The organism is Bradyrhizobium sp. HKCCYLRH3059 (assembly GCF_051168035.1).
GTDB lineage: Bacteria > Pseudomonadota > Alphaproteobacteria > Rhizobiales > Xanthobacteraceae > Bradyrhizobium.
Genome location: NZ_JBNPUF010000002.1, coordinates 747,721 through 761,566, shown reverse-complemented (window position 1 = coordinate 761,566; position 13,846 = coordinate 747,721). Strand labels below are relative to the sequence as shown.

Genomic DNA, 13,846 nt, shown 5'->3' with positions numbered 1-13,846 from the left:
CGCACGACGATGACGACGCTCGATCCGAAGCTGCCGATGGTGCGCACCGCCTGTCCTTATTGTGGCGTCGGTTGCGGCGTGCTCGCCACGCCCGACGGTCGCGGCGGCGCGGCGATCTCCGGGGATCCTTCGCATCCGGCCAATCTCGGCCGGCTCTGCTCCAAGGGCTCGGCGCTCGGCGAGACGCTCGGGCTGGAGAGCCGGCTGCTGTACCCGATGATCCGCTGCAAGGGCGGAATGCAGCGGGTGGCCTGGAGCGATGCGCTCGATCACGTCGCGACCCGGCTGAAGCACATCGTCGCCCGCGACGGCGAGGATGCAGTGGCGTTCTATCTCTCCGGCCAGATGCTGACCGAGGACTACTACGTCGCCAACAAGCTGATGAAGGGCTTTCTCGGCTCGGCCAATGTCGACACCAATTCGCGGCTGTGCATGGCCTCGTCGGTCGCCGGCCACCGCCGTGCCTTCGGCGCCGACACCGTGCCCGGCACCTATGAGGATCTCGATCAGGCCGATCTGCTGGTCTTCGTCGGCAGCAACGCCGCCTGGTGCCACCCGGTGCTGTACCAGCGCATGCTGGCCAACAAGCAGGCGCGCGGCGCCAGGTTCGTGGTCATCGATCCACGTCGCACCGACACGTCGAGCGAAGCCGATCTGTTCCTGGGATTGAAGCCCGGCGCGGATGCGGCGCTGTTCTCCGGCCTGCTGGTGCATCTCGCCGACAGCGGTGCGCTCGATCACGACTACATCAACGCTCACACCGGCGGCTTCGACGAGACCCTGGCCCGCGCCCGGAGCCTCGCCGGCAGCGCCGCGGCGACCGCGCTCGCCACCGGCCTGTCCGAGGTCGACGTCGCCGCCTTCTTCAAGCTGTTCCGCGATACTCCCAAGGTCGTCACCCTCTATTCGCAGGGCGTCAACCAGTCGGCGCAGGGCACCGACAAGGTCAACGCGATCCTCAACTGCCATCTTGCGACCGCGCGCATCGGCAAGCTGGGCATGGGGCCGTTCTCGCTGACCGGCCAACCCAATGCGATGGGCGGCCGCGAGGTCGGCGGGCTCGCCAACCAGCTCGCGGCCCACATGGGCTTCACGCCGCCGGACATCGACCGCGTCCGCCGCTTCTGGAAGGCCAAGGACATCGCCACCCATGAGGGTCTCAAGGCGGTGCAGATGTTCGAGGCGATCGCGCGCGGCGAGATCAAGGCGCTGTGGGTGATCGGCACCAACCCCGCGGTGTCGCTGCCGGACGCCGATCTGGTCCGCGCCGCGCTCAAGAAGCTCGAGCTGCTCGTCGTGTCCGAGAACGTCCGCTCCAACGACACCGTCGATGCTGGCGTCCACGTGCTGCTGCCGGCGCAGGCCTGGGGCGAGAAATCGGGCACGGTCACCAACTCCGAGCGCCGCATCTCGCGCCAGCGCGCCTTCCTTGCGCCGGCCGGCGAGGCCATGCCGGACTGGTGGATCCTGAGCGAGGTCGGCAAACGGCTCGGCCACGCGGGCGCCTTCAATTACAACTCTGCGGCGGACGTGTTCCGCGAGCACGCGGCGTTGTCGGCGTTCGAGAACGACGGCACGCGCGACTTCGACATCGGCGCGCTGGCGACGCTCACCGACGACGAATACGACGCGATGGCGCCGGTGCAATGGCCGGCGCGCGCGGGCAAGCCGCCCGAGCCGCGCTTTTTCGCCGAAGGCGCCTTCTTCACCAACGATCGCAAAGCGCGCTTCGTCGCGCCGGAGGTGCCGGCGCTGCGCGGCGAGACCACCGCCGCCCGCCCGCTGCGCCTGAACACCGGTCGCATCCGCGACCAGTGGCACACGATGACGCGCACCGGCTTGAGCCCGCGGCTATCAGCGCATCTGCCGGAGCCGTTCGTCGAGGTGCACCCGGATGACGCGCTGCGCTATGGCCTGATGCATGACGGTTTCGCCAAGGTCACGACCGAGCACGGCCAGTGCATCCTCAAGGTCGTCGTCAGCGAGCGCCAGCAGCGCGGCATGCTGTTCGCGCCGATCCATTGGAGCGCCACCAACTCATCGCATGGCCGCGTCGGCGCGCTGGTCGCCTCCTACACCGATCCGTTCTCCGGCCAGCCCGAGGCCAAGGCGACCCCGGCTGCGATCAGTTCTTATGAGTACGTATTCCGCGGCTTCATCCTGTCGCGCAACGAGCTCACGCTGCCGTCCAACCTGTGGTGGGCGCGCGCGACGGTGCAGGGCGGCTTCGGCTATCTGTTCGCCGACAACGGCGATCTGTCGCGCTGGCCGGCCTGGTTCAAGGCGCGCGCCACCGACGATGTCACGGACTACATGGATGTCGGCGGCGGCGTCTATCGCGCCGCGTCGTTCGCCGACGATCGCATCGAAACCTGTTTGTTCGTCGGCCCCGGCCATGATGCTGGCGACTGGAACGTCGTGAAGACGATGTTCGCCGCCGACCGCCTCGACGACGACCAGCGTCGCACGCTGCTGTCCGGCCGCGCGCCCGACGGCGTCGGCGGCGGCCCGATCGTCTGCGCCTGCTTCGGCGTCGGCCGCGACACCATCTGCGATGCGATCACGGCAGGTGCGCGCACGCCCGCCGCCATCGGCGCGCAGCTCAAGGCCGGCACCAATTGCGGCTCGTGCATTCCGGAGATGAAGCGGCTGATCGCGCAGACGGCCACGGACGCCCCGCCCATCGCGGCGGCGAGCTAGCCGAGAACACTGTCATTCCGGGGCGAGGCCAACGGCCTCGAACCCGGAATCTCGACATGGTGGAAATGAAACAGCGCAAGACAAGCTCGGGATTCCGGGTTCGACGCTGACGCGTCGCCCCGGAATGACGTGGGTGTGGAGGCGTGTCAGATGCCTTGAGCAGGGAGGGCACCCAATCGACGCCGCGTGCCTCATTCTCTATGCTCGCCCGCATGAAGCACAAGACATTCGGAACCGGCGGCGGCGGCGTCTCCGTCATCGGGCAGGGCACCTGGTATCTCGACCACGCCGATCGCAGCCGCGCCATCGCCACCCTGCGGCGCGGCCTGGATCTCGGCATGAGCCACATCGACACCGCCGAGATGTATGGCGATGCCGAGCTCGTCATCGCCGAGGCCATCGCCGGCCGACGCGACGAGGTGTTCCTGGTGTCGAAGGTGCTGCCGAGCAACGCCTCGCGCAAGGGCACCGTCACCGCCTGCGAGCGCTCGCTGAAGCGGCTGAAGACCGACCGGCTCGACTGCTATCTCCTGCACTGGCCGGGCTCCTATCCACTCGCGGAGACGGTGGCGGCGTTCGAGGAGCTCAAGGCGGCCGGCAAGATCGCGTCCTGGGGCGTCAGCAATTTCGACGTCGACGATCTCGACGAATTGCTGGAGGTCGCAGGTGAGGGCAAGATCGCCTGCAACCAGGTGCTCTATCATCTGCAGGAGCGCGCCATCGAGCATGCCGTCATCCCGTGGTGCGGCCAGCATGGTGTTGCCGTGGTCGCCTACTCGCCGTTCGGCCATGACGACTTTCCGGAACGCCGCGGCGCCGGCGGCGAGGTGCTGCAGCGGATCGCGGAGCAGCATGGTGCAACGCCGCGCCAGGTCGCGCTGGCCTTCCTGACGCGGGCGTCGTCGCTGTTCGCGATCCCCAAGGCGTCGCGGCCCGGGCATGCCGAGCAGAATGCGGCGGCCGGCGACATCGAGCTCACCGCGGCCGAGATCGCCGCAATCGATCGCGCCTTTCCGCGCGGGCCGAAGCCCCGTGGGCTGCCCATGCTGTAATGCAGCATCACGGAAAATTACGGATGTTTGCTACCCCGGCGCGTAGCAACGCATAAGTGCTGCCCGCTTCGATGGGTTGTCGCGGCGTCGCGATTGGCGTCTTGTCGCCACTCACCGAATCGTCCTGTTTCCAAACTTCCGAGTTCGACCGTGACCCCGCCACCGAGTGCGGCTGCCGCCGCGCGGCTCGACGACATGCCGACCTCCCTCCAGGAGAAGCCGCAGGCCACGCGCAAGCGCGCGCCCGCGCGCGCCGACCGGCCGTTTCGCGGCATCGCGCTGATCCTGCTGTCGACCGTGTTCCTCGGCACCTCGGACGTCACCGCGAAGTATCTGTCGAAGACGCTGCCCTCGATCGAGATCACCTGGATCCGCTTCGTGGTCTTCTCGCTGATCATGGTGCCGGCGATGATCCCGGGCTCGCCGCTGTTCGCGATGCGCACCGAGCAGCTCAAGTTCCAGCTGCTGCGCGGCGTTGCGCTGCTCGGCTCGTCGCTGATGTTCATCACCGGTTTACGCTATCTGCCGATCGCCGAGGCCTCCGCGACCGGCTTCGTCGCGCCGCTGTTCGTCACCGCGCTGTCGATCATCTTCCTCAGCGAGAAGGTCGGCCTGCGCCGCTGGGTCGCAACCGCGGTCGGGCTGTGCGGCGTGTTGATCATCCTCCGCCCTGGGACCGGCGCGTTCCATCTCGCTGCGCTGTTCCCGATCGTCTCGGCGTTCGCCTGGGCCTGCACGCTGATCATGACGCGGATGATGAGCGGCCGCGAGCACGCCATCACCATCATGACCTATTCCTCGATTGCCGGCGTCTGCGTGCTCACGGCAATCGTGCCGTTCGTGTGGACCACGCCGTCCTGGCAGGACATCGGCTTCGGCGTGCTGGTCGGCGTCGCCTCGACCATGGGGCAGTGGATCGTCGTGCTGGCATTCCGCTATGCCGACGCCTCGGTGCTGGCGCCGTTCTCCTACACCCAGCTCCTGTGGGTCAGCATCCTCGGCTTCTTGGTGTTCGGCGAGGTGCCGGACGTCTGGACCATCGTCGGCGCCGCCTTCATCGTCTCCAGCGGCCTCTACACCGCCCATCGCGAGCGCATCCGCCGCTCGCAACTGCTCCAGGTCGCCGGCGAGAGCTCGCCGAATCCGTAAATGATCGATTGCACGTCCCCCCGGGCCGTCAGGGGGTGTGACTTTTTGAGTGGATGCGTTGCGCGATCGCTACATCCGAAGTGAAACGTGTAATCACCTGAAATCCTTGGAAAAACGCATTCGCATATCGTCCCGACGGTGGACTCCGCGCTGCTAGGTTTTGGACTGCACGAGACCGTGCAGAACAAAGCTTGGGAGCGATGGAGTGCGGATGTCGGGCGACACGACGGCTGATTGGGTTGTACGCTGGCTGTTTGGCGCGTTGGCACCCGTGGTCGTGCTCGGGCTGACGACGTCGGCGCAGGCCCAGACCGACTACACCTGGGGCGGCACCGGCTCGTCCACCGCGACCTCCGACTACAATCTCTCGACCAACTGGGAGAGCCCGCCGGCCGGCGCGCCGCCGGCATCGAGCGGCCAGGAGGCGCTGTTCGGCGCCACCGGCGCATCGACCATCACGGTCACCGCGCCGATCAATCCGGATTCCTGGATCTTCCTCAGCAACGCCCAGTCCTATTCGATTGGCGGCGCCGGCGTGAATTTCGGCGTCGCCGGCTCCGGCTGGGGCTTCATCAACAACGCCAATTCCGGCCAGACGATCACGATCGGCAACAATCTCGGCGAGACCGTTGCCGGCGTGCGCGCCGAGCTGCTCGGCAACAGCACCACGATTCTGCTCGGCACCAACTCCTATTCGGGCGGCACCTTCATCGGCAGCGTCGCGACGCTGCAGCTCGGCGACGCCACCCACACCGCCCGCATCATCGGCGACGTGTCGAATTTCGGCATCTTCAACATCGTCAGGGCCGACACCTCCGGCATCACCTCGCTCACCAATGACGGCGGCACCACCAACTTCCTCGGCGCGAGCTCCGCCGGCACGATGACGATCGTGAACCAGTCGATCGCCACGACCGCGTTCGGTGTCGCCGGCGGCACGGACACGGCCACGGCGGGGAACGCCGTGATCACCAACCATCAGGGCCGCACGCTGTTCAACGCCAACACCAGCGCCGGCAATGCGACGATCACGAACGATACGTTCAGCCTGCTGGCGTTCGTCAATGCCGCCACGGCCGCCAATGCGGTCATCACCAATGGCGGCAATTCGTACGTGATGTTCGGGATCGGCTTCGGCAGCGACACCCCGTCGGCCGGCAATGCCACCATCATCAACAACATGAACGGCCAGGTCCAGTTCAACGCCCATTCCACCGCGGCGAACGCGACCGTCACCACCAATGACGGCGGATCGACGCTGTTCTTCGATCATGCCAGCGCCGGCTCCGCCACGATCATCACCAATGATGGCGGCCGCACCCGCTTCCTCGACAATACGACCGGCGGCACCGCCCAGTTCGTCACCAATGGCACCGGCGTGGTCGATTTCTCCGGTAGCGTGGGTGTCAATGGCGACGGCCGCATCACCGCCGGCTCGCTGGCGGGTTCCGGCAACTACTACATCGGCGCCTTCAACACGCTGGTGGTCGGCGGCAACAATCTCTCCACCGAGGTCTCCGGCGTGATCGGCGACACCGATCCTTGCGGGTGCGGCACCATCGGCCCAGGCTCGCTGACCAAGGTCGGCAGCGGCAAGCTGATATTGTCCGGCATCAACACCTACACCGGCACGACCACGGTCGATGGCGGCATCCTCGCCGTCAACGGCGCCATCGCCGGCAGCAGCGTCACCGTGAATGCCGGCGGCACGTTCGGCGGCAACGGCATCGTCGGCAGCACGCTGGTCAATGGCGGCGCGCTCGCGCCGGGCAATTCGATCGGGCTGCTCACGGTGCAGGGCAGCCTCGTGTTCACGGCGGCCGCGAGCTACATGGTCGAGGTGTCGCCGGCCAATGCCGACCGGGTCAATGTGACGGGCACCGCGACACTAGGTGGCGCCACGGTGCAGGCGGCGTTCGCCCCTGGCAGCTATGTCAACAAGCAGTACACGATCATCAACGCCGCCGGCGGCATCAGCGGCACCTTCAACACGCTGATCAACACCAACCTGCCGGCCAACTTCTCTTCGAGCCTGAGCTACGACGCCAACAACGTCTATCTGAACCTGACGCTCGGCACGGCCGGGACCAACACCAACCAGCAGAACGTCACGGATACCACGACCGGCTATTTCAACCGCACCGGCGGCATCCCGCTCGCTTTCGGCGCGTTGACCCCAGCCGGCCTGACGCAGGCGTCCGGCGAGATCGCCACCGCCTCGCAGCAGGCGATGTTCGACTCGATGAAGATCTTCCTTGGCCTGATGACCGATCCCTTTGTCGCCGGGCGCAGCGCGAACGCATCTAGTCCGGCAGCGGCGTTCGCCGACGCAGGGCAGGGCGCTTCGCCTCGCGATGCCTTCGCGCGCATGCCGGTGAAGGCCACACCGGCCCAGCGCTTCGATGAGCGCTGGAGCACCTGGGCGGCGCCGTTCGGTGGCGGTTCGTTCGCCGACGGCAATGCCGCGCTCGGCTCGAACAACGCCACCATCCGCGAGGTCGGCTTCGCCGCGGGCGCCGATTACATCGTGTCGCCGAACTGGCTGGCCGGCTTCGCGCTGTCGGGCGGCGGCACCAGCTTCGGCGTCAATGGCGGCGGCAGCGGCCGCTCCGACCTGTTCCAGGCCGGCGCCTTCGCCCGCTATCGCAGTGGTCCGGACTATCTCTCCGCGGCGCTCGCCTATGGCTGGCACGACGTGACCACCGACCGCACCGTGACCGTCGCCGGCGTCGACCAGCTCCGCGCCCGCTTCGATGCGTCGGCCTATTCGGCCCGCCTCGAGGCCGGCCGCCGCTATGCCACGCCGTGGGGCGGGATCACGCCCTATCTCGGCGGCCAGGCGACGGCTTACGTGCTGCCGTCCTATGCCGAGCAGGTGCTCTCCGGCGCGGGCACCTTCGCGCTGAGCTATGCCGGCAAGACCGTGACGGATGCGCGCACCGAGCTCGGCGCGCGCGTCGACCGGTCGTTTGCGCTCGCCGACGGCGTGCTGTCGCTGCGCGGCCGCGCCGCCTGGGCGCACAATTTCAACCCCGATCGCACCATGACCGCGGGCTTCCAGGCGCTGCCGGGCACGAGCTTCGTCGTCAACGGCGCCGCGCAGTCGCGCGACCTCGCGCTCACCACGGCCTCGGCCGAAATCGTCTGGCGCAACGGCTGGTCGGCGGCCGCCACCTTCGAAGGCGAATTCTCGTCCATCAGCCGCTCCTACGCCGGCAAGGGCGTGGTGCGCTACAGTTGGTGATCGCGCGACGTCGTGTGGCTTGGAGCCGGCGTGCACCGATGCTAGGGGTGCGCTGAGCAACAAGAACAACAGGGAGCACGACGCCATGATCAACCTGACGCCCGAGACCGTCCTGCCCGACGACGGCACCAGCGGCACGCTGGTTGGCCGGGTCTGGCGCCCCGACGTGGACGGACCGGCCGTGGTCGCGGTGCGCGATGACGGTGTTTATGACGTCACCTCGGCTTTCCCCACCGTCAGCGCGCTGTGCGAGCAGGATGATCCGGCGACGGCGCTGCGCAGCATGGGCGGGCAGCGCATCGGCGACCTCGCCGCCATCCTCGCCAACACCCCGCCGGATCGCCGCGATCCGGCCAAGCCGTGGCTGCTGGCACCGGTCGACCTGCAGGTCCTGAAGGCGGCCGGCGTCACCTTCGCGATCTCGATGCTGGAGCGCGTCATCGAGGAGCGGGCGCGCGGCAATCCGGCCTCGGCCGAGGCGATCCGGAAAGAGGTGGTGCGTCTGGTCGGCGACGATTTCTCCAAGCTCAAACCCGGCTCCGACCAGGCGATGCACCTCAAGCAGGTGCTGATCGAGCAGAACGCCTGGAGCCAATATCTCGAGGTCGGCATCGGCCCCGATGCCGAGGTCTTCACCAAGGCGCCGACGCTGTCATCTGTCGGCACCGGCATGGATGCCGGGCTGCATCCGAAATCGACCTGGAACAATCCGGAGCCGGAGGTGGTGCTGGCGGTGTCGAGCCGCGGCCGGATCGTCGGCGCGATGCTCGGCAATGACGTCAACCTGCGCGACTTCGAGGGCCGCTCGGCGCTGCTGCTGTCGAAAGCCAAGGACAACAACGCCTCCTGCGCCATCGGCCCCTTGCTGCGCCTGTTCGACAAGACCTTCACGCTGGATGACGTCCGCAAGATGGACGTGGCGCTGAACGTGACCGGCAGCGACGGCTTCGTGCTCGACGGCCATTCCTCCATCAGCAAGATCAGCCGCGATCCGACCGACCTCGTCGCCCAGACCATCGGTGCCGTGCATCAATATCCCGACGGCTTCGCGCTGTTCCTCGGCACGATGTTCGCGCCCGTCGAGGATCGCGACGCACCGGGCCAGGGGTTCACCCACAAGCGCGACGACATCGTCACGATCTCGGCGCCTCAACTCGGTCGTCTCGTCAACCGCATGCGCAACAGCGACGAATGCGAGCCGTGGACGTTCGGCGTGGGTGCGCTGATGCGCAGCCTGGCGCGGCGGAAGCTGATCTGAGGCACGCAGCCTCCACACCCACGATGTCATTCCGGGGCGCGCGACAGCGCGAGCCCGGAATCCATACGCCGCAGCGCTCGTGAGGCAGACGGCCTGAGTTACGATCGCGCTCCATCACGCAGGCTGGTGGTTATGGACTCCGGGCTCGCTCGCTTCGCGAGCGCCCCGGAGTGACGGAGAGACTGGGGGGCTCCTGCGTCATCTCACACATGCCCCGAGGCCATCTGGCTGGCGGCGCGGCGCGGGCGCTCCTGCAGCGATGAGGCGTCGCCCAGCGCGCGCTCGCGCACCAGCGAGAGTGCGTGGTCGCGTTCGGCGGCCGTGCTGCGCCGTGGCTCCGACCGGCGCAGGCCCAGATCGTCGTCGATCGGATCCTTCGGCACCAGCGACAGCGCCCGCTCGAACGGATCGAGCGACGCGTCACGCCCCCTGCCGCCGTCACGGCCCGGCTCAGGCTCGGGCGGACGTCGCGCCACGAGCGTCTTGATGCGGCCGATCAGGCCGGATGGCGCTTCTGGTGGCGCGGAATCGAACGGGTCGGCATAGAACGTCGCGCCGGCCTTCTCGACCATCCCGGCGAGCGCGGTCACCATGCGCGGCGAGCCGCAGGCATAGACGACATCGGAGGCCGTCAGCGTCGGCATGTGCGGCTCGATCCGTCCGGTGCGGATCGAGGGATGATTGACCGGACCTTCCTCGACCGTCGGGATGATCGTGACGTTCGGCAGCCGCGCCAATTGCGCCAGGATCGGCGTCATGTAGAGCTGCGGCAGCTTCTTGGCGCCGGCGATGATCACCATCGGCCGGTTGCGGGACTCGCGCAGCGCCATCGCGGCGATCGCCCAGATCGGCGCGAAGCCGGTGCCGCTGCCGGCGAGGACGAGACGGCCGGTGCCGCCCGGGCGCAGGAACGCATGCCCATACGGCCCCTGGATGCGCAGCCGATGGCCGGGACGGATGCCGCTGCCGAGCGCCGTCGTGACGCGGCCGCCGCGCACGCGCTTGATGTTGAGATGGATGACGCGGCCGCCGATGCGGCCGTCGAACGACGCCGTTGGGCTGTAGGCGCGTGCCGGATAGCCGTTGAAGGTGAACTTGAAGTACTGCCCGGGCAGATAGCTGATGCTCTTCTCCGGAGCGATCATCAGCTCCATGATGTCGGGCGCGACCTCGCGCAGGCCGACCAGCCGCGCCTTGCTGGTGTCGATTTCCGGCACGTCCTCCAGCTCGACGTCGAGATCGGAGACGACGCGCGCCTGGCAGGCATAGATCATGCCCTGCGTATGCGTCTCGCCGCACACCGTCTGGCCCTTGGAGACGTGAACCATGCAGGTGCCGCAGGTGCCGGCGCGACAGTCGAACGGAATCTCGACGCCGTTGGCGAGCGCGCCATCGAGCAGCACGTCACCCGCGCGGACGCGGAACTGGCGGCCCTTGACGGTGACGGTCCTGAAGTTCGACATGGTTCACTCCTCGATCGGATACGCTGTGACGATGGTGGGATGAGACCGCGGGGATTCACGCCTTGCCGGGCGACACGCGGATGAGATTCTTGTTGGCGGTGCTCTCGAACCGGCTCGACCAGTAGTTCGACGCCATCACCGGCCGCTTCAGCCAGCTCACCTTCGGCGAACGCAGCACCAGGAACCAGAAGAAGAACGGCGTCGTGATGAGATGCGAGACCAGCGGAAACCAGTCCGGCAGCAAGGATGCCGGGCCGGGCAGGCGATACCAGTAGTAGGTGCTGATCGCGGCCGCCGCGAAGATGCGATGCATCCGGGTGCGGGCGGCGGGCCTGTAGCGCAGGATGTGCTCGCCGACCCTGAAGACGACGTAGCTGACGAGCGCGGCGCCCAGCGGCCACACATAGGCGGTGATGATCGCGGCCTGGTCGACCTGCTGCGGCGGATAGTCCGGCACTTGATACCAGCCCCAGACGAAGCCGGGGAAGCTGCCGATCAGGAAGTTGCCGAGGAACTGCTGGACTTTGGTGGGCACGCCCGCCGTCGGCGTCAGCTCGGGCGTGGAGTCGGGACACGGATTGCTGCAGGCCTCGCAGATGTTGCAGCGGGCATTCTTGAAGGTCAGGGCGGGGTTGGTGCCGTAGAGCCGCTCGACGGGGTGGATCGGACACAGCGAGGTGCACCAGCCCGAGCGCATTTCGAACACAGAGCCCATCGCGAACGCCATGACCGCGGCCGACAGCAGCATGACCGCCGTCAGCGGACCGTCGACATTGAGTCCGATTCGTCGCATCGGCACGACGATGAAAAGAAGCGTCACGCTGATCACCGCGAGCGTCGCCGCGCCCCATTCCGGCATCCGGATGTTCTGCGAGATGCCCATCTTGTTCGGCAGCAGATGGAATGTCGCCATTGGACAGATGTTGCGCCACAGGCCGGGCGAGATCGTCACCAGCGCGGGCGCGATCGGAATCAGGAGATTCCACATCAGGGCGATGCCGAGGGGAGGGAAGAACAGCAGCAGGTTCACCAGCAGCACGCCGACGACCAGCATGACCGTCTGCATCGTCAGCCAGAATCGCCGCTCGGCCCGTCCGGTGCTGCGGCTGCCGGCCTGTGCGGCCGGCTGATACCTGGCGGGAGCCACCTTCACCGCCACGTGCGCGAGCGGCCGGGCATCTCGATGTTGCGAAGCGTAGTCGTGTCGGGGCGAACGTTGAGCGCTGTTGTTCTGCATTGCTTTCCAGGACGCGAGTTGGTCTTCACGATCGCGCCGACGTCACGTTCACAGGCGCGGAGTTGTTAGTCCCGCAATCCCTGTGACTTCGTGTCGCAGCGCATGCTGTGACGCAGAATCTGACGGCGAGATGTGGCGCTTTTTGACGGCCAATATGGACGTCCCTGGGCCATGCTGCGGTCGGCCTGCGGCCGTTTGATCTGGATCAAATCGAGGAACATCAAGGATTTGATCGGGGGCTGGAGCAGTTTTTCCAGATCGTTTGATCTGGATCAATGACGGCCTCGGCTGTGACGTAGTTCGGGCGTGATCAGGGCAGTGCGCAGATGATTTCGACGCTGCCATAACGACCCGACGGGCAAATCAGATCGCGCGCTAAAATCCTGTCCAGCCGTCAGGCAAAAAATAAATCGCTTGCCGATTTCGTATAATCAGCATTACAGTCCAGCCCGTTCCGTTGCGTCGGAGGGGACGTATCGCGGTCGTCATGGACGTCGGCAGCGGAATGCGATGGGCGTGTGTCGTTGCAGCGTGATCATTCGCGCCGACGAACAATGATGCACGCACGGTCAAGTCGCGCGGTCCTGGCACCCCGATGCTGGTGTCCCCGCGGCGGCGCGCGGACAGCGCGTCGTCGCGCACGGTGGCCAAAAGCCGGCGCACCGGGGAGAACGCGAAGCAGCCGTCAAAACCATCGCGCAGGGAGGGCCGGGCGTCTTCGGCCAGACCTGTGGTACCTGCCGCCTGCATTTTTTCCGCAGGCGGGCCACGGGCGCGGCCAGCGCCCGGCCTTCCCTGCGCCCTTCACGTCATAAGGGCGATGATATCGGCATCACCCGGACGCAACGCGCCGCGGGAGTGAGAACGCATGTGACCATCCCGGTCGGTCCTGGACTCACGATTGTGGCAAATCCGATGACACAACAAAGGTCGTCATTCCGGGACGCGTCGCGCAGCGGCGCGGGCCCGGAATCCATACGCACGATCGTGGTTATGGATTCCGGGCTCGCCCTGCGGGCGCCCCGGAATGACGGCGCAGGGAGAGGGGCTCATGCGAGGTCTCTCATGGCCGAGCGCCAGAGCTGGCCGAAAGTCTCGCTTGGCTCTCCGCTGTCGTCCCGGACAAGCGTGCGCAGCACGCGCAGATCCGGGACCCATAACCCCAGGGAGATGTTGTTGCGCACGATGTTGGACCAGTCGTTCTTCGCAACGTCTGCCGCGGAGTATGGGTCCCTGCGTTCGCAGGGACGACAGCTGAGGTCGTGGATGGGACCCGGCTCACACCGGCAGCGCGATGGAGTACTTCACCTGGCTCAGCGCAAAGCTCGACTCGATCGAGGCGATGCCGTCGAGGCGGGTCAGCTTGCTCTTCAGGAACGCCTCATACGACGACAAATCAGCCGCCACCACGCGCAGCAAATAGTCGCGATTTCCCGTCATCAGATAGCATTCCAGCACCTCGGGCCAGGCCGAGATCGCCTTTTCGAAGCGCTTGAGGTCCTCCTCCTTCTGCCGCGCGAGCTTGATGGAGATGAAGACGGACACGTGCAGCCCGAGCGCCTTCTGGTCGACGGTCGCGAGATAGCGGGTGATGACGCCGCGCTCCTCCAAGAGCTTGACGCGGCGGTGGCAGGGCGAGACCGACAGCCCGACCTTGTCGGCGAGCTCCTGCATGGTGATGCGGCCGTCGGCCTGGAGATGGCCGAGGATCTTGCGGTCGATGGCGTCGAGCTCGGGCATTGG

The 13,846-nt window shown here is 67.0% G+C and carries 8 protein-coding genes; 5 read left to right on the top strand and 3 right to left on the bottom strand.

Annotated elements, in window-relative coordinates:
• Window positions 1–9 precede the first annotated feature (9 nt).
• From ACQR13_RS10375 to ACQR13_RS10355, 5 genes are all read left to right on the top strand, one after another.
• Window positions 10–2,700 carry a nitrate reductase gene (locus ACQR13_RS10375; RefSeq protein ID WP_434862801.1) on the top strand — a complete coding sequence of 897 codons (2,691 nt, stop codon included), beginning with the start codon at window positions 10–12 and terminating at the stop codon, window positions 2,698–2,700.
• 212 nt (window positions 2,701–2,912) lie between these two features.
• Entirely contained in the window at window positions 2,913–3,752 is an 840-nt protein-coding gene (locus tag ACQR13_RS10370) for an aldo/keto reductase (protein WP_315754168.1), read from the top strand.
• A gap of 195 nt (window positions 3,753–3,947) precedes the next feature.
• Window positions 3,948–4,901, top strand: a complete 954-nt coding sequence (locus ACQR13_RS10365) for a DMT family transporter (RefSeq protein WP_434862813.1) — start codon at window positions 3,948–3,950, stop codon at window positions 4,899–4,901.
• A 211-nt stretch (window positions 4,902–5,112) separates the two neighbouring features.
• Complete coding sequence (locus tag ACQR13_RS10360; protein ID WP_434862800.1) at window positions 5,113–8,145, top strand: autotransporter outer membrane beta-barrel domain-containing protein; 3,033 nt, start codon at window positions 5,113–5,115, stop codon at window positions 8,143–8,145.
• A gap of 85 nt (window positions 8,146–8,230) precedes the next feature.
• Window positions 8,231–9,403 (top strand): fumarylacetoacetate hydrolase family protein, encoded by a 1,173-nt coding sequence (locus ACQR13_RS10355; protein WP_434862799.1) that lies wholly within the window; start codon window positions 8,231–8,233, stop codon window positions 9,401–9,403.
• Window positions 9,404–9,606: 203 nt separating this feature from the next.
• On the opposite strand, the gene ACQR13_RS10350 is transcribed toward ACQR13_RS10355, so the two are convergent.
• The 3 genes from ACQR13_RS10350 to ACQR13_RS10340 form a co-directional block, all read right to left on the bottom strand.
• Window positions 9,607–10,866 (bottom strand): 2Fe-2S iron-sulfur cluster-binding protein, encoded by a 1,260-nt coding sequence (locus ACQR13_RS10350; RefSeq protein WP_315826404.1) that lies wholly within the window; start codon window positions 10,864–10,866, stop codon window positions 9,607–9,609.
• A gap of 55 nt (window positions 10,867–10,921) precedes the next feature.
• Window positions 10,922–12,025, bottom strand: a complete 1,104-nt coding sequence (locus tag ACQR13_RS10345) for a ferredoxin (protein ID WP_315715737.1) — start codon at window positions 12,023–12,025, stop codon at window positions 10,922–10,924.
• Between the two features lie 1,356 nt (window positions 12,026–13,381).
• Window positions 13,382–13,843: an Lrp/AsnC family transcriptional regulator gene (locus ACQR13_RS10340; RefSeq protein WP_315715739.1), complete on the bottom strand. Its 462-nt coding sequence runs from the start codon at window positions 13,841–13,843 to the stop codon at window positions 13,382–13,384.
• Window positions 13,844–13,846: the final 3 nt, after the last annotated feature.